The sequence below is a fragment of the Rufibacter roseolus genome (assembly GCF_017916365.1).
GTDB lineage: Bacteria > Bacteroidota > Bacteroidia > Cytophagales > Hymenobacteraceae > Nibribacter > Nibribacter roseolus.
On the sequence record NZ_JAFMSU010000003.1, the window covers coordinates 703,789 to 720,660 of the forward strand.

The following is a 16,872-nucleotide window of genomic DNA, read 5'->3' on the forward strand; positions in this document are numbered from 1 at the left end:
AATACCCAATACCCCGCCCCGCCCAACCATGCAGATCTGGGTTCTGGCGGCCTTGGTGATCTTTATTTTCGGACTTACTTACTATAACAACCTCAACGCCACCATTGAAATCCGGCAGCCCCGGTTTGAGGAGATGCTGTTGGCCCAGGATGTGAAGAAAGTAGCAGTAGTGAACAACAACGTGGCAGAGGTGACCTTGAAAGAGGAAGCCCTGAAGAACGATAAGTACCGGGCAGAACTGGAGAGCCGCGGGGGTGGGTTCAGCATGAACACGCAGGGCGCGCAATATCACTTCCCTATTATCACTGCCGAGAGCTTTAAGCAGGATCTGGACCAACTGCAGGCCAATATCCCGCGTGAGCAGCGCGTGCCTTTGGAAATTGAGAAGCGCACCGGTCTTCTGGAGCTCCTCATGGGCTGGCCGTTCTTTATCCTACTCATGGTAGGTTTCTGGTTCCTGATGCGCCGCATGGCGGGCGGAGGAGCCGGTGGACAGATCTTCAACATCGGAAAATCGCGCGCCGCCCTGTTTGACGCCGAGAACCGCGTGAAGATCACCTTCAAAGACGTAGCCGGGCTTGAGGAAGCTAAAGAAGAGATCCAGGAGATTGTAGAGTTCCTGAAGAACCCCACCAAATTCACCATCCTGGGAGGTAAAATCCCTAAGGGTGCATTGCTGGTAGGCCCTCCGGGTACCGGTAAAACCCTCTTGGCGAAAGCCGTTGCCGGCGAGGCTGAGGTTCCGTTCTTCTCTCTTTCGGGTTCAGACTTCGTGGAGATGTTTGTGGGGGTAGGTGCCGCCCGCGTGCGTGACTTGTTCAAGCAGGCTAAAGCCAAAGCCCCATGTATCATCTTCATTGACGAGATTGACGCCATCGGGCGTTCCCGTAGCCGCGGGCAGATGCCGGGTGGTAACGATGAACGCGAGAACACCTTGAACTCCCTGCTGGTGGAGATGGACGGTTTCGCCACTGATTCAGGCGTGATCATCCTGGCTGCCACCAACCGCCCAGACATCCTTGACTCCGCTTTGCTGCGTCCCGGACGTTTTGACCGCCAGATCAGCATTGACAAGCCAGACATCAACGGCCGTACCCACATCTTCGGGGTACACTTGGGTCCTTTGACCTTAGCCGATGACGTGGACGCGAAAAAACTGGCTGCCCAGACCCCTGGGTTCGCCGGGGCCGAGATCGCGAACGTGTGTAACGAGGCTGCCCTCATCGCCGCGCGTCGCAACAAGAAGGCCATTGAGATGAAAGACTTCAACGATGCCATTGACCGCGTGATTGGTGGTTTGGAGAAGAAAAACAAGATCATCTCTCCGCAGGAAAAGAAAATTGTGGCTTACCACGAGGCTGGTCACGCCATTGCCGGTTGGTTCCTGGAGCACTGCGATCCGTTGGTGAAAGTGAGCATCGTTCCGCGTGGCGTGGCTGCGTTGGGATACGCTCAGTACTTGCCTAAAGAGCAGTTCCTGTACAACACCGAGCAGTTGGTAGACGAGATGTGTATGGCCCTGGGTGGCCGTGCGGCTGAGCAGATCGTGTTCGGGAAAATCTCTACAGGAGCCTTGAGTGACCTGGAGCGGATTACCAAAATGGCTTACAGCATTGTGACCATGTATGGCATGAATGACCGTATAGGCAACCTGTCGTTCTATGACTCCAAGCAGCCGGATAACACGTTTACGAAGCCTTATTCAGAAACTACCGCAGAAACGATTGACTCTGAGGTACGCCTGCTGGTAGGTGACGCGTATAACCGCACCCTGCAGCTGTTGTCTGACAGACGGACCGAACTGGAACTGGTGGCGCAGGAACTGTTAGAGAAGGAGATCCTTTTCCAGCACGACCTGGAGCGTCTGGTAGGCCCAAGGCCTTTCGAGGGATTGACCAACTACCAGGCCCATACCGCCGGCACAGACCGCAGCAAGACGCAGAGCGAATTGGCCGGTGAAAGCCATATCACAACCCCAACCGGTGCCCAGCAAAACCAGGAAGACACGCCCACGGCTGCAGAGCCAACCGGCGCACCGTCTTCCACCGGCGAAGGAACTACGTTCAATTCGTAGCCCTTTTCTGAAAAACAGGCCCTAAACGGAAATTCAAAATGTACGAAGCCAAATCCAAAGAGATTGTGCTCCGCAAGGTAAGAGAGGCGCTGGCTAAGTCAGCGCCTTTTCTGCCTCCTACCCCAGACTTCTCCACCTCGGTTTACGGGCCGCTGCTGGAAGACCTCTCGGTGCTTTTCGCGGAGACCTTTATCCGCAACAGTGGCACCTTTGTGTACTGCGAGAACGAGGAGGATTTCTTTGACCAGCTGTTTGAGTTCAAGAAAGAGCGCGGCATTGACAACCTGTACGTGTGGGAACCGGCCCTGAAGAAGATCCTGCACGCCGGGGGCATCAACTTCAACGGCACCGAGGACGACTTCATCAACAATGCCCAGGCGTCGCTCACCACCTGTGAGGCACTGGTGGCGCGTACCGGCAGCATTCTGGTTTCCTCAGCCAACGCCAGCGGCCGGAGATTGTCCGTTTACCCTGCCATGCACCTGGTGGTGGCCAAACTGTCGCAACTGGTGCCCGATATCAAGCAAGCCCTGCAGTTTGTGCAGGGAAAATACGGCAACCGTTTGCCGTCTATGCTTTCACTGGTAAGCGGCCCCAGCCGTACTGCCGACATTGAGAAAACCTTAGTCATGGGCGCCCACGGCCCCAAAGAACTTATCCTGTTCCTCGTTGATGATCACACCGATTGACCACCTGCCGCCCGGTAAAAAAGTCTACTTCGCTTCAGATTTCCACTTAGGGGTTCCGTCTCCGGAGCAAAGCCTGGCGCGCGAGAAAAAGATTGTGCGGTGGTTAGATCAGATCAAGGCAGATGCGCACGCCATTTTCCTTTTGGGAGACATTTTCGATTTCTGGTTTGAATATAAGCACGCTATCCCGCGGGGGTTTATCCGCTTACAAGGAAAACTCGCAGAGATCGCCGACAGTGGCATTCCTATCTACCTTTTCACGGGAAACCATGACATGTGGATGTTCGACTACTTCCCAAAGGAACTGAACATCCCCGTGCTGAGGAAACCCGTCTCCACCAAAATCGGCAACCATACGTTCTACATCGGCCACGGTGACGGGTTAGGCCCGAAGGATTACACCTATAAGGTCCTGAAGCGGATTTTCGCCAACAAAATGAGCCAGTGGTTTTTCGCGCGCATCCACCCTAACATGGGCATCGGGCTGGCTACTTTCTGGTCGCGCCGCAGCCGGATACAGAATACCAAGGTAGACGAGGTCTTCAAAGGCGATGAAGAATGGCTCGTGCACTATTGCCAGCGCGTGGAAGGAAGGCAGCACCATGATTTCTACGTTTTCGGGCACCGCCACCTGCCGCTGGATCTGCCTATCGGTGAGCGCAGCCGTTACCTGAACCTGGGAGAATGGGTCAATTTTTGCTCCTACGCCGTATATAATGGACAGGACCTCACCCTCACGTATTTTGAAAAGCAGCCTGCCTAAGTTCTGCCTGTGCATCCTGGCCTGGTTCTTCTTGGTGCCTTTGTCTGGCCAGGCGCAAACTCCGACTTGGATACTGGCCTACCAGTTGCCGGCCAAGGGCAATGCCCTGCTTTCCATTGACCGCTTTGACCGCGCCTATCTCGCAGACACCCGGCAGAACATCATTCAGCTTGACACCGTGGGCAAGGTCCTTAACACCTTCTCGCAGCCTACGCAGGGACGCGTGGCCATGGTAGAGGCCTGGAGTCCGGCCAAGATATCAGTGTTCTATGATGACCGGCAGCGGGTGCAACTCCTGGACCGTTTCCTCACGCCTCTAGGCCTAGCCGATCTACGGGAATACACCGATGGCACCATCAGGGCCGCTACCCTGGCTGCCGATGACCGGCTCTGGCTTTTTGACGAGACCACTTTCCGCCTCCTCAAGGTAGACACCCGCGTAAACCGGGTAGTGTTTGAAAATCCGCTGGAACTGCTGCTGGACCGCAGGCAGCACGATATCACCTTTATGCGCGAGTACCAGGGCAAGCTGTATATGGTAGACCGCTCCTCGGGCATTTACGTGTTTGACAACATGGGTAACTACCAGAAAAAGCTGCCCCTCCCTAGCCTATCCTATGTTGGCTTTGTAGGCGATGAACTGTACTACCTTTCAGACAACCAACTTCATTTCCAGCACCTCTACACCTTCCAGACCCGCACCGTTACCTTACCAGAACAGTCCCTCCCCTACCGGCAGGTATTAATAGGTGACAAATTCGTTTACCTGCTTACGAACGACACCCTCTTCGCTTACCGCCGGAAGCAAGGATTGTTTTAAGCGTGTTTTTGTGGAATTAGGCTAAAAAGAGTTTGGCTGCATGTTGCTCATTTTTGTAAAAACGCTCCATAAACTGCATATGAGAATAAATAAAGGCACCTCTTTTGGGTGCCTTTTTCGTTGATTACACGAATTGCGTTTGGAACCGTGGGAGACAAGGCGATACCTGGTCTATACATTGTTTAATTTTTAGAAAGCGTAGATCAGTAGGTGTAAACACTCCTCCTCGCTCCTCTCAACGGTGAAGTCTTGGATATAATAAAAGGATAGGGGTACTAGTGAATTGGCCTTTAAGCGGACCTAAATGCGGTCTTGAGGCTAGTGCCTCACAGCAGTTGCAAACTGCCGGCCATTTTGGGTCCAAGTCGCAGACTTGAACCATGTCATATACAGAAGACCTCACAGGTTTTGAAAACCTGTGAGGTTTGGTGCGTTCCTACCGGCGCATTAACTTTTCCAGCCTTTCGGTTGAGCGCCTTGTCAGGTTCCGGTGCCGACAGGCATTGCGACCGCTAGGGAGCAAAGTAAGCTGGCGCAGCGCGAGGCCGGAAGGCGGGGCCCCGCGGCCGTGAGCGCTCGGAGCCTACCTATGGAACAGTTATGCTCATGAACTAACAGAAACAGCGGTCCTCCGCCAGCACAAGCGGACTATGTGTACCAACCCACATACAACCAAGCCCACAATAACTGAAACTTCCTTATTCCTTCGCTAAAAACTTCAACCCCAACACGCCGGCAATAATCAACCCAATGCAAACCAGGCGCAAAGCGTCCTTGGGTTCATTGAAAAGAATCATCCCTAAAATGGCAGTGCCCACGGCGCCGATTCCGGTCCAGGAGGCGTAGGCGGTACCCACGGGCAAAGTGCGCATTGCTTGGGCCAGCAAGACAAAACTCAGGATCATGATGACCACGGTAACAACAGTAGGCACCAGCCTGGAAAACCCTTCTGTATATTTTAAACCAATAGCCCAGCCAATCTCGCAAAGGCCCGCCAACACTAAATACCACCAGGCAGAATTCATAGATGTCTCTCTTTAAAAATTGGAAGAATCAGGAAGCTTAATCTGTAGATACCACAGCTTCAGGGTATTAATTTCCGCCTTGGTCAGGATTATCTTGCCGGCTTGCGGTGAAAAGATCTAATTGCAAACTTAGCGGAGGTAATATCCCACTGGGATTCTTACGCAAACTTATGAAAAAAGCCGACAGGCCCTTTTGCTTCTTTTGCCGGCGCAGACCAGGCCTTTAGGCAAACGGATGCAAAAAAGGGCATTCGGATTCTGATTAAATTTACCACCCGGGCGGGCACATTCTTTGCTTTTAGGCAGGAACACCAGACCCGGTCTAAAGATATTTTAAGGCTGTTTTTCAAAAAGTAAGCTTAGAACAGAACGTCAAACTTCAACCATTACCAGTATGAGGAGAGCGCACGAAACGGATTCTTTCACGGCGGCAGAGCGCTTTCATACTTTTTGAACTATGCTTCTCTCCACAGAGTTTTTGGACAGGCTGTTTGTGCAGTCGCCATTTATGAAAAAGAAGTTTCAATTCAAGAACAAGCACCTGTTGCGCTATCTGGGCAACACAGGCATTGCTTTTCTTATTTTCTGGACGTTCTTCTTTATCCACCGGGTAGGCGTGCGTGATTTTGAGGCGTTGGATGTTTTCCGGTTGCTCTACAATGCCTTGATGGTAAACGTGGTACTGGAAGGAACCCGCCGTATTGCCAAACGCCTGAGCCGGAAATATGACTGGCGCGAGTACGGGCTGCGCCGCTTCATCTATGAATGGGTGGCCGTGCAGATCTACATCCTGCTGGTGATGGTGTTGTTTGAGATCATGCCAAGGTTGGTATTCGGGCAGATGGAGTATGACTTCCAGGACCCCAACGCCATGCGCGACCTCAAAGAAGTGTTTGTGTTTGGCAGCATCATCCTGCTGTTTGTGCACTTCATCAGGTCTGGCATCTACTTCTACAACCAGTGGCACCGTTACCTAATGCAGTCTGAGAAGCTGAAGAAGGAAACCATTAAAGTGCAGTTTGAGTCTTTAAAGCAGCAAGTGAATCCGCACTTTCTGTTCAATAGTCTTAATGCCCTTTCCTCGCTCATTTACAAAGACCAGGACCTGGCCGCCAAGTTTGTGGAGCAGCTGTCAAAAGTGTACCGCTACGTGCTGGAGAACAAAGATAAAGAGCTGGTGACCCTCAACACCGAGCTGGACTTTATCTATTCTTACCTCTTTTTGCTCAAAATCAGATTCAGGGAGAACCTGCGGGTGAACATGGACGTGCCCGATCATCTGCTCAATCACCAGGTAGCCCCACTCACCATGCAGCTGCTCATGGAAAACGCCATCAAGCATAACATCGTGAGCCGCGATGAGCCCTTGTTCATTGACGTGTTTGTGGAGGGCGATTATATCATCATCAAGAACAACCTGCAGCTAAGAGAGAGCAGCGAAGAGTCAACCGGCGTGGGTCTGAAAAACATCATTAACCGCTATAAATTCATCACCGATAAAAAAGTGGACGTGGAGGTAACAGCCCACGATTTCATTGCTAAATTACCGCTTCTAAACAAAGCCGCCTGATGAACATTCTCCTGATTGAAGACGAGTACCTGGCTTCAGAAAAACTGGAAGCCCAACTGCTGCGCTACGACCCCAGCATCCAGGTGGTAGGCACTATTGATTCTATCCGCAACGCGGTGAAGTGGTTTGAGTCCAATCCGGCGCCCGATCTGGCTTTCCTGGACATCCACTTGTCTGACGGCAACAGTTTTGAGATTTTCCAGAAGGTGGAGGTGAAGTGCCCCATCATCTTCACCACGGCTTATGACGAGTATGCCGTGAAAGCGTTCAAGGTGAACAGCATTGATTACCTGCTCAAGCCCATCAGCAACGAGGACCTGGGCGCGGCCATGGACAAATTCAAGGCGTTGCGGCAAAGCCAGCCCGCGCCAGCTCCGGCTTTAGACATGCAGCAGATCATGGCGCTCCTGAACCGCAACTCCGCCCCTGCCACCGATACGCCTAATTACAAAACCCGGTTCCTAGTGAAAACCGGCCAGAAAATACGCTCGGTCTCCACCGATGAGATCGCCTATTTCTACGCCGAGGACAAGATCGTTTTCCTTATCACCAACGCCGGCCAGCGCTTCATCACCGACTATACCCTGGACACCCTGCAAGAGCTGCTGGACCCTGAGCATTTCAGCCGACTCAACCGCCAGTTCATTGCCCACATCCACTCCATTGACGAGATCCACCCTTACCTTAAAGGCCGCCTTAAGGTGTACGTTAAACCTGTTACCGATAAGGAAATCATCATCAGCAACGAGCGGGCCGCGGCTTTCAAAGAGTGGCTTGGCAAATAGTTATTTAGAGCCTGTTTTCAGGAAAATAAGCTCGAAATAGAATCATCTTTCATCAGTTGGCCAAGTCACCAATCCAGACTTAGCCAACTGATTTTTTGTTTATGGGCATAGCCCGAAAATTCCCTTACAAGCAGAAAATTGGGTTAGGAGCCTTTACTACTGAGGATTTGCCGCAGCAGCAACTTTTGTCAAGTCTTTCAACATCCAGATGTTGCAGGCAAAATGGCCGGAATTACCTAGTGCGTGGGGTAACGGTTTGAAACCAGCTTTGGTGTACATGCTCACAGCTTTAGCCAGCTCGGGGAAAGACTCCAGATACAGTTGTTTATAGCCCAGTTCCCGGGCCAGCTCCATGTTTCTCTCCAGCAGTTGCAGCCCGATTCCTCTGCCGCGGGTCTCAGCGGAAAGGTAGAATTTCACCAACTCGGCACAGCCCTCCGGCAGGCCATCAGTGGGGAAAACGCCGCAGCCGCCAATGATCTCTCCGTTCTCCACGGCCACCAGGTAAACACTGCCTGGCGCGAGGAAAAGATGGTACAGGTCATCGGTGGTGGGGTCTGTGTAGACGGTGCCCGGCTTATCTATTTTGAATTCCCTGAACACCTTTCTGATGAGTTCCGCCAGTGGCAGGTTGTCTTTTTCTTCTATGGCTCTGATGGTAATACTCATGTTGCTGGGTTGCTCAAGTTCAGGTAAAACAGGGAGACAGTTCTTGTCTGGCCGCAAAAGTATGGAAGGAAAACTGAACTGCTGAAATTAGCCATCTAAAAAATACTTTTTGGAAAGGTACTTCGGTCGCAGTTTCAAGCGTATTTTCCTAAAATTAAAGCCAAAACAACTTTGGGCTTGATGCAAGCCCCCTCTCCTTTCAGAATAATTTTTTTCTGTTACTCCCTCTTTTTTCGGCTGTTTTTGTAGCTGTTGCCCTTGAAAGTCTGCTTTTCAAAACCGGATTTTTCAGGAGAATACCCAGCTTTTTAGCCCAATAAGCACCCAAAAGCCTCAAGTAAGTTGGTGGGTTTAGGTCACTTCCGTAGAAACACCGTATAAATACGTATTTACTCCTGAACAAAGCACTTACTGAAACTTTCGGGTCCTCAGGAAGTAAAAAATACCTGTGTTATGAAATCTTATCAGGGATTGGTGCAAACCGCCTTGCTTGGAGACACGGCACAACTACAAAATATGTCTCACTTTAACCCCAAGGAGAATTCTTATGCTAGCCATGAATTACCGGGGACCTTTACGGGTCCGGATAGATCAAAAACCAATGCCTGAAATCCTGCACCCCCAGGATGCAATTGTTAGGGTAACCAGGTCGTGTATTTGCGGATCAGATTTGCACTTATACAACGGTTCAGTGCCGGACACCCGCGTAGGCATGACCTTCGGGCATGAATTCACTGGTATAGTAGAAGAAGTTGGTTCTGAGGTAACCAAAGTGAAGGTGGGCGACCACGTGCTGGTGCCGTTTAACATTGCCTGTGGCCAGTGTGTTTTCTGTAAGCAGGAATTGTACGGTAACTGCCACGAATCCAATCCACAAGCAACGGCTGTAGGCGGTATCTTCGGGTACTCACACACGGCGGGTGGCTATAATGGTGGTCAGGCCGAGTATGTGCGTGTGCCTTACGCCAACGTGGGCCCTACCGTGATCCCTGAGGGGATGGACCCGGATGATGCCGTTCTCCTGACCGATGTGGTGCCAACCGGCTACCAGGCCGCCGAGATGGGCGGTATCCAGCCCGGCGATACTGTGGTAGTGTTTGGTGCCGGCCCCGTGGGGATTATGGCTGCCAAATGCTCCTGGTTATTCGGGGCAGGGCGCGTGATCATTATTGACGAGGTGGAGTACCGCCTGGAGTTTGCCAAAAACTACGCGCAGTGCGAAGCCTACAACTTCAGGGAGTTTGGTGACCCAGCCGTGTTCATCAAAAAACAAACCGATTGGCTGGGCGCCGATGTCTGCATTGACGCCGTAGGTGCCGAGGCCACCGGTAATGCCCTGCAAACCATCACTGGCCGCAAACTGCTTATCCAGGCAGGCTCTGCTACTGCCTTGCACTGGGCCATTAACTGCGTGAAAAAAGGCGGGATTGTCTCTATTGTTGGGGTGTACGGACCTACCGATAACCTGGTACCCATTGGGAACGTGCTGAACAAAGGCATTACCATCCGGGCCAATCAGGCATCGGTGAAGCGCCTGCTGCCCAGATTGATTGAACACGTGCAAAACGGAATTCTGAACCCCAAAGGGCTTATCACGCACCGTATACCATTGGAAGAGGTTTCTGATGCGTACCGCATGTTCTCTGAGAAACTGGACAACTGCATCAAACCTGTTCTTATTCCACCATCAGCAAGAATTTAAAGGAAATTGACTATGGAAACCACACCAAATAAATATGCCCATATCATTGGCTGGGGAATAGACGCAGACCCCAAGAATGACCCCACGTACCCCATGAGAAACCGCGCCGGCGAAGAGGAAAAAGGCTACACCTGGACCCGACCCACGCAGCAACCGGTGAACATTGAAGTACACCACTCCATAGAACGCCCCAATGTGACCGCAGTTTTCGGGACGGCGGTTCCGCCCAGCGGTCTCAGCGGTATGATCCGCCGGCTGGCTTTCAAGAAAAGCGAGAACGACTACGGCCACTGGCTTCCGCTCATTCTGGCAGACCGCGTAAACGTGGTAGAGGGAATCATTGAGGACATCAAGAACGGTAAGTTCCCCAATATCCCTGCAGAGAAAGGCATGAAGGCAGAATGGCAGCACAACCGCGGCGGCCTCCTTCGCCAACTGGCGGTAACTGCCATCATTGGCTACGGAATAGTCGCTTATTTCAGGGCCAAAAAGAGAAGAGAGCAAGAGGATTATGACTATTAATCCCTCTGCTTGACTTCAGAAACAGAAAACCCCGGCAGATTCTAAAGATCTGCCGGGGTTTTCTGTTTTTTCGCTATTGCATAGTTTTCCTCTGGTTTGAAGAAAACGAGCTAAAAACTGGTACAAGCTTTTATGTACAACTTGAGAAACTAAAAACGGTATTACCCTTCTCCTTTATAATTTTGATGTCATCGGCGGCATCGGCGCCCACCATCATGCGCTCAATAAACCAGTACGCCTCGTTGTAAGAAATGCTGAACGCATATTCGTAACTTCCACAGCCATCACCCCAGGTAGAATGAAAGACCAATCCCCGGGGGTACGTTTTTTCCTCTATTTCAAAATCTATTTCCCCACCCTGCGCCGTTAAACTCTTTTTAGACGTCTTCAGGGTTGGCTTCCCGAACAAAGAAACCAGCCAAGCGTCTTCTTCATAGCTACCCAAGGCCAATCCTTTGTATTTGGAGAGCATTCCGTCAAACACATACCCCATTGCATTACCAGTGCTCACTTTTACCCAATGCCCCTGGAGGTTCAGTTTTCCGCCCGCAAAATCAGTTACCGGTATTTGGAGTGACTTCCTGGGTGGTGCGTCCTCTGCTATGGTGACCTGGGTGTTATAGTCCAGTTTGGACAGAACAGCAGATTGGGAATCAGGTGATTTTCTCAGGTTCAAACCTTTAGTAGGCGCTACAAACAGTTTGTCTCCTGCTTTGTACTTCTCCGCCCCTTCTGTAAAATGAGGCAGGAGATTGAGGCAAAAAACAAACAGAAAGAGGGATAGAAATCGCATAAATTTGATTTGTATAAGGGGATTTAGAATATAATAATAGAATTTAAATACTGAGTAGAAAGACCTTTTGCGGATACGGTTAAAATATTGAGGTTCTTATTTCATTTCTGATCCGATAATGATACTTATTTCCGGCCTATTTTCCCAAAAACACTTCTAAAACACCGCCTTACAGAGGCCACAGCATCTCATACTGGCCCAGTAGTTCAGCCATTTTCCGTTTCTTGAAAAACCGCAGCAGGCGCTCGCCTTTGGCATCCACGTTTATGACGCTGACTATGGACGATGGCGTGAGGGAGACCAGTTGTTGCAACAGGGCCTGCCCAATGCCCTTCTCGCGCCAGGCAGGGGCTACTGCTAGTTGGGCGATGGCTCCGGTGAGCGGATAGATGATGCCATAGCCTACGCATTTGCCCTGGGCGTGCGCCTCCACTATCTGTACATCAGAAGAGGTGCGGTCAATGGCGGCAGTATGCAGATGCCAGCTGGGCTCCACCTCCCAAAACGATTGGTAAAGCGGCCAGTCCGGCACATAAACCTTCTGGAAAGTGACATCTGCGGGCGAGTGACCATGCCAGGCAAGATCTGCTTTGTTGTGCCTGAAAACGTGGAAAGACCGGATCACCTCAAAGCCCAGCCCCTGGTAAATACCAAACGCCCGCTTGTTCTCCTGTATCACCTCCAACAGGCACTGCTCTACGCCGTACTCCTTCAGGTAAGGCAGGCAGAACTCATACATCTTGGGGGTGAGGCCTTGTCCGCGCGCTTTGGTAACCACCCCGGTCCCGCTGTTGTACGCCGTCTTTTTGCCCTCCCATTCGCCCAGGTTCTGGAAGATAAAACCCACCGGTTCCTTTTGGTCCAGCGCTAGCGGAGATAGAGATAGGTTGGTACCATCGCGGCGCAGTTTCAGGGCCATCACCTCCGGGGTAAGCGACAGAGGCATGATGTAGTTAGAGAAAGCGGCATTGAAGAGGGAGGTCAACTGGTCAACCGTCTGGTTCTGGGCAAAAGCAAAGGTCATAGAAACTGGTAATTGGAGATCAAAGCCCAAATAACGGAAACAGAAACCATGATCAAAACCTGGGCTTTTCCATCATGAAAGAATGAACTTTAAGAAAATCCTCCATCTGGCAAATTCCCCAGTATAGCCTGTTATCGGCTTCCATTGTCCAGGCTAAACAGGGGGTTGCCGGCGCTAATTTTGGTCCGGTGCCTGGGCCAAATATGTTCTGGATGATAAGAAAAGGAACGAGCAGCCGCTTCTTTTTTGTTCAGGGGTTTTGAGGTTTCAAGGCTGTTTAGAGCAAATTAGCCTCAAAACGCCCTGTTTATAACTTAACGAATCGTGCCAAGCTATTCGGATTTAGTTATTATATTTGTTAATTAGGCTCTCAGTATTTGCCGTAGAAAAGCGTAAGATTGCCTTTTACCCCCGTTATTCTCCCCATTAATTCGCTTACATTCAGGAGGATAAATCTTACTTTTTCCGGGGTTAGGCACCTTGCTTTTGGGGCTGCGTGAGTAATTATTTTTGAAAACAAGAATTATCTATATAAAGGAAATTGACCTGTGGGATGTAGTTCATGTTCTAGTGGCGGCTGCGGCTCCAAAACCACTTCCCTTGCCGATGGCACCGAGGTAGTTGCGGGTTGCAAAAGCAACGGCGGTTGCAGCACGGGAGGCTGTAACCGGTTAAATGTATTTGACTGGCTCTCAGACATGGAGATTCCCGTGTCTTTTAAAGAGTTTGATATAGTAGAAATCCGCTTCAAAGGCGGACGTAAAGAGTTTTTCAGGAACGTAAACCGGCTGCCGCTCATTACCGGCGATGCCGTGGTGGTAGACGTACCTAACGGTCACCACATTGGCCACGTGTCTCTCAAAGGCGAACTGGTTCGCCTGCAGATGAACAAGAAGAAGGTCCAGAACAACGACGAGATCCGGAGCATCTACCGCGTGGCCACCGAGAAAGACATGGAGAAGTTCAACCTCGCCCGCGAGCAGGAACCCACCACCATGTACCGCGCCCGCGCCATTGTGCAGGAACTGAAGCTTAAAATGAAGCTCTCAGACGTAGAGTACCAGGCCGATAAAACCAAGGCCACCTTCTTCTACTCCGCCGATGACCGCGTGGATTTCAGGGAACTAATCAAGAAACTGGCCGAGGAATTCAAGGTACGCATTGAGATGCGCCAGATAAGCTTGCGCCATGAGGCCGGCCGTTTGGGTGGTATCGGGTCCTGCGGCCGCGAATTGTGCTGCTCTACCTGGCTCACCGATTTCCGGAGCGTGTCCACCACCGCAGCGCGTTACCAGAACCTGTCTCTGAACCCCAGCAAGTTATCCGGCCAGTGCGGGCGCCTCAAGTGTTGCCTTAACTATGAGCTGGAAACCTACATGGATGCCCTCAAAGACATCCCTAACGTGAACCGTCCGCTCCAGACCAAAGCCGGCGATGCTTTCCTGCAGAAGACCGACATTTTCCGGCGCATCATGTGGTTCGGATACCGTGGCGACAGCAACTGGTTTCCGGTAACCGTGGAGCGCGTGCAGGAGGTATTGAAGATGAACGCCGCCGGCGAAATGCCTGAGAACCTGGCCGAGGAAGTGAAGAAGCAACTACCTGAAGTAGTAGACTTCGTGGAAGCTTTGGAAGGCAACCTTGACCGCCTGGACGAGCAATACAAAACCAAGAAGAAGCGCAAGAAAAAGAAAAAAGACGGAGGCAACGCCGCCACTGCTACTGAAGTGTTGGCCCAGGCCACTCCTACCCCCGAAGTGCGCAGAGACCGTCCATCGGGCCGAGCGGTGCAGGGTGAACCCAAGCCCCGCCAGGAACGCGGTGAGCGCCCTGCTGGCGGAGAAGGGAAACCACCCAGGCCAGAGCGCGAGCAGCAGGCCAAAGGTCAGCAGCAGCAAGGCAAACCCCGCCAGGAGCGTGAGCGTGATCCTAACCGGCAGCCTAAAGAAGGCGGCAACCGGGAAGGCGGAAACCGGCCACCGCGCCAGGAGCGGCCCCAAGGGCAGCGTCCGCCGCAGAATAGGCCTCAGCCGGTAACCCAGGGAGCTGCGCCCGCTACGGTAGGTGCTCCAGAAAGACCAGAAGGTGGCCCAAGGGCAGAAGGGGAACAACGCTCCAGACGCAACCGCAACCGTAATCACCGGAACCGCAAACCGGGCAACCCAGAAGGCGGCACTCCAAAAGCAGAAGGATGATGATAAAAAGTTTTCGTGTAATAGTGTCACTGCTGAGCCTGGGCCTGTTCCTGGCCAGCTGTGACGCCAACCGCGTGTTTGAAGAAAACCAGGATATTGAGAACAACCAGTGGCCCGTGGCCCTAGCCCCCAAGTTTGAGTTCGAGATCTCAGACACCACGCAGCAGTACAACGTGTTCCTCAATGTGCGCAATGCCATTCAGTACCCGTTTTACAACCTGTACCTGCGGCATTACCTCATAGGGCCAGACGGCAAACAGATCAACTCCATGCTGCATGAGATGTACCTCATGGACCCCAAAACCGGCGAGCCCAAAGGCAACGGCACCGGCGACATCTTTGACCACCGGTTCAGGGCTCTCAAGAACGTGCGTTTCTCCAAATCGGGAAAATACCAGATCAAACTAAATCAGTACATGCGCCAGGATCCTTTGCCAGGCATTATGTCTGTGGGCGTGCGGGTAGAGCAAGCAGCCCCTTAATTAACATAAAATATAAATTTTTGAGCGTCGTTTCTGGCCTGATTTTCGCAAATCATGCTGGAAACGACTTTTTTTTGGCGGCTACTTTCCCCAGCGCCGGGGCTGTATTTTTACTGAGGCAACCCTGCTTCCAGAAATGAGTATGTGAACGAACCGAATCACTGCTAACTATGAAAATTACCCTTGAGCTGCTTGGCTGTATTGCCATTTTGGCCTCTCTACTGACCATGGTAAAGAGTACTTATTGGTGGATCAGAATCCTGGATTTCCCCAGGGTTCAGGTAGCTATTTTATGTACGGTCATCCTGGGGCTGTACGGCTGGCTATACGGGTATGAGTTGCTTACCCAGAAGATCTTTGCGGGGCTGCTGGTTCTGGCCATTGTGAATGAACTGGTGCACGTGTACAAGTTCACCCCTTTTGTGCGGGTACAGGCCCTCAGATCCAAGATAAAGGCCCCTAAAAATTCCTTCGGGGTCATGATTTCCAACGTGCGGATGTCCAACACTCGGTATGACCGCTTTTTGAAGGTAGTGCGCGAGAACGACCCAGACCTGCTGCTCATCAACGAGCCTAATCACCGCTGGGCCAATGCCATCTCTGAACTGGACCAACGCTACCCGTATTGCATTAAAGAGCCCCTGGAGAATACCTACGGCATGATGTTCTACAGCAAGTTCAAACTCACGCATACCGAGGTTAGGTACCTGGTGGAGGAAGGCATTCCCTCTTTTTACATGTTAGTGGAATTGCCCTCCGGGCTCAAGTTTGATTTGTTTACCGTGCACCCGCAGCCACCCCACCTGAACAAAGACACAGATACCCGCGAGGCTGAGCTGCTCACCGTAGCCAAAATGGCGAAAGACTCCCCATACGCTAGCATTGTCATTGGCGACTTGAACGATGTGGCCTGGTCTTACACCACCAACCTATTCCGGAAAATAAGTGGACTCCTGGATCCCCGAATCGGGCGCGGCTTCTTCAACACCTACAATGCGTTTGTGCCGTTCTTCCGGTACTCCCTGGACCACATTTTCTATGATCCCGCTTTCCGGTTGATCAGGATAAAACGTCTGCCTTTTTTCGGGTCAGACCACTTCCCCATGTTCATCAGGCTGAATTATGAACCATTAGAGGCAGATGAGCACGAGGTGCCCGAGCCTAACGAGGAAGAGCAGGAAGACGCGGAGGAACTCCTCAATAAACTGGATGTAGATGTACCTACCAACATCAGCACGAACATCAACACCAACACGGTTACCGCGCAGGGCAACAACACGGGGCAAACATAAAAGTCCTTTGCAGAAATTGGTTGTACGTTAGCAGTCTTTGCGCCCGGTCTCTGCTCATTTTGAGGGCATTCTCCTCTTCCCTTATCCAGCCTTTCTACCTGATTGATTACTCTCTGCCAGCGGCGCTTTCCCGATTAAGACAGGAAAGCGCCGCTGGCATTTCTGTTTCTTTTGTGCATTACTTAAAGCCCTCTGCCACCAAATCTGCAAGCGTTATAATCTTCCCCTTCGATAGAAGGGGAGGCCTTCTAAGAACGAATCGTTTCTGTTAAAGAACGGTTTCATGACAGTTTTATACTCTTGTGTTTACAGCCTCACATGAGGTGTTGAGCCTGATTGTGGCAGCAACTGTTTTGGGTTCGTTATCAACAAGATAGGCCTGAAACAGATAGCTCCATTTTTGAGGCTTTTCTAAAAACCCGGCATCTCCAACAGTCGGCAAAATCATTTTCATAATTTAAGCTTCA

General features: G+C 51.5%; 16 protein-coding genes. 11 read left to right on the top strand and 5 right to left on the bottom strand.

Annotated elements, in window-relative coordinates; translation table 11 throughout:
* Positions 1 to 28 precede the first annotated feature (28 nt).
* From ftsH to J3P35_RS18785, 4 genes are read left to right on the top strand one after another with little or no spacing between them, the layout of a single operon-like run.
* On the top strand, positions 29 to 2,074 hold the full coding sequence (gene ftsH / locus J3P35_RS18770; protein WP_394371300.1) for an ATP-dependent zinc metalloprotease FtsH: 2,046 nt from the start codon (positions 29 to 31) through the stop codon (positions 2,072 to 2,074).
* A gap of 38 nt (positions 2,075 to 2,112) precedes the next feature.
* A complete protein-coding gene (locus J3P35_RS18775; RefSeq protein WP_210466291.1) occupies positions 2,113 to 2,763 on the top strand; it encodes a LutC/YkgG family protein in 651 nt (216 codons plus the stop codon).
* Entirely contained in the window at positions 2,747 to 3,526 is a 780-nt protein-coding gene (locus J3P35_RS18780; protein ID WP_210466292.1) for a UDP-2,3-diacylglucosamine diphosphatase, read from the top strand. Before J3P35_RS18775 ends, J3P35_RS18780 begins: the two co-directional genes overlap by 17 nt.
* Positions 3,480 to 4,346: a hypothetical protein gene (locus J3P35_RS18785; RefSeq protein WP_210466293.1), complete on the top strand. Its 867-nt coding sequence runs from the start codon at positions 3,480 to 3,482 to the stop codon at positions 4,344 to 4,346. The genes J3P35_RS18780 and J3P35_RS18785 overlap by 47 nt, the downstream gene beginning before the upstream one ends.
* A gap of 698 nt (positions 4,347 to 5,044) precedes the next feature.
* Here J3P35_RS18785 and sugE read toward each other — a convergent pair.
* Positions 5,045 to 5,371, bottom strand: a complete 327-nt coding sequence (sugE, locus tag J3P35_RS18790) for a quaternary ammonium compound efflux SMR transporter SugE (RefSeq protein ID WP_210466294.1) — start codon at positions 5,369 to 5,371, stop codon at positions 5,045 to 5,047.
* Positions 5,372 to 5,828: 457 nt separating this feature from the next.
* Here sugE and J3P35_RS18795 point away from each other — a divergent pair, with 457 nt between their 5' ends.
* Entirely contained in the window at positions 5,829 to 6,941 is a 1,113-nt protein-coding gene (locus J3P35_RS18795) for a sensor histidine kinase (protein WP_210466295.1), read from the top strand.
* Positions 6,941 to 7,726 (top strand): LytR/AlgR family response regulator transcription factor, encoded by a 786-nt coding sequence (locus J3P35_RS18800; protein WP_210466296.1) that lies wholly within the window; start codon positions 6,941 to 6,943, stop codon positions 7,724 to 7,726. The genes J3P35_RS18795 and J3P35_RS18800 overlap by 1 nt, the downstream gene beginning before the upstream one ends.
* Positions 7,727 to 7,882: 156 nt before the next feature.
* On the opposite strand, the gene J3P35_RS18805 is transcribed toward J3P35_RS18800, so the two are convergent.
* Positions 7,883 to 8,395, bottom strand: a complete 513-nt coding sequence (locus J3P35_RS18805) for a GNAT family N-acetyltransferase (RefSeq protein WP_210466297.1) — start codon at positions 8,393 to 8,395, stop codon at positions 7,883 to 7,885.
* Positions 8,396 to 8,942: 547 nt separating this feature from the next.
* Between J3P35_RS18805 and J3P35_RS18810 the strand changes: the two genes are divergently transcribed.
* On the top strand, positions 8,943 to 10,097 hold the full coding sequence (locus J3P35_RS18810; RefSeq protein ID WP_210466298.1) for a zinc-dependent alcohol dehydrogenase: 1,155 nt from the start codon (positions 8,943 to 8,945) through the stop codon (positions 10,095 to 10,097).
* A 12-nt stretch (positions 10,098 to 10,109) separates the two neighbouring features.
* Positions 10,110 to 10,619, top strand: coding sequence for a hypothetical protein (locus tag J3P35_RS18815; RefSeq protein ID WP_210466299.1), 510 nt, complete (start codon positions 10,110 to 10,112; stop codon positions 10,617 to 10,619).
* 130 nt (positions 10,620 to 10,749) lie between these two features.
* Here the strand turns inward: J3P35_RS18815 and J3P35_RS18820 are convergent, their stop codons facing one another.
* Together J3P35_RS18820 and J3P35_RS18825 are read right to left on the bottom strand one after the other, a co-directional pair.
* Positions 10,750 to 11,412 carry an SH3 domain-containing protein gene (locus J3P35_RS18820; protein ID WP_210466300.1) on the bottom strand — a complete coding sequence of 221 codons (663 nt, stop codon included), beginning with the start codon at positions 11,410 to 11,412 and terminating at the stop codon, positions 10,750 to 10,752.
* A 169-nt stretch (positions 11,413 to 11,581) separates the two neighbouring features.
* The gene (locus J3P35_RS18825; RefSeq protein WP_210466301.1) at positions 11,582 to 12,436 is read right to left on the bottom strand and encodes a GNAT family N-acetyltransferase; all 855 of its coding nucleotides are present in this window, start codon (positions 12,434 to 12,436) and stop codon (positions 11,582 to 11,584) included.
* 548 nt (positions 12,437 to 12,984) lie between these two features.
* Here J3P35_RS18825 and ricT point away from each other — a divergent pair.
* From ricT to J3P35_RS18840, 3 genes are all read left to right on the top strand, one after another.
* On the top strand, positions 12,985 to 14,631 hold the full coding sequence (ricT, locus tag J3P35_RS18830; RefSeq protein WP_317195406.1) for a PSP1 domain-containing protein: 1,647 nt from the start codon (positions 12,985 to 12,987) through the stop codon (positions 14,629 to 14,631).
* Between the two features lie 23 nt (positions 14,632 to 14,654).
* Positions 14,655 to 15,113, top strand: coding sequence for a gliding motility lipoprotein GldH (locus tag J3P35_RS18835; RefSeq protein ID WP_317195407.1), 459 nt, complete (start codon positions 14,655 to 14,657; stop codon positions 15,111 to 15,113).
* A gap of 170 nt (positions 15,114 to 15,283) precedes the next feature.
* A complete protein-coding gene (locus tag J3P35_RS18840) occupies positions 15,284 to 16,405 on the top strand; it encodes an endonuclease/exonuclease/phosphatase family protein (protein WP_210466303.1) in 1,122 nt (373 codons plus the stop codon).
* A 292-nt stretch (positions 16,406 to 16,697) separates the two neighbouring features.
* Here the strand turns inward: J3P35_RS18840 and J3P35_RS18845 are convergent, their stop codons facing one another.
* On the bottom strand, positions 16,698 to 16,859 hold the full coding sequence (locus J3P35_RS18845) for a hypothetical protein (RefSeq protein WP_210466304.1): 162 nt from the start codon (positions 16,857 to 16,859) through the stop codon (positions 16,698 to 16,700).
* Between the last annotated feature and the right edge of the window lie 13 nt (positions 16,860 to 16,872).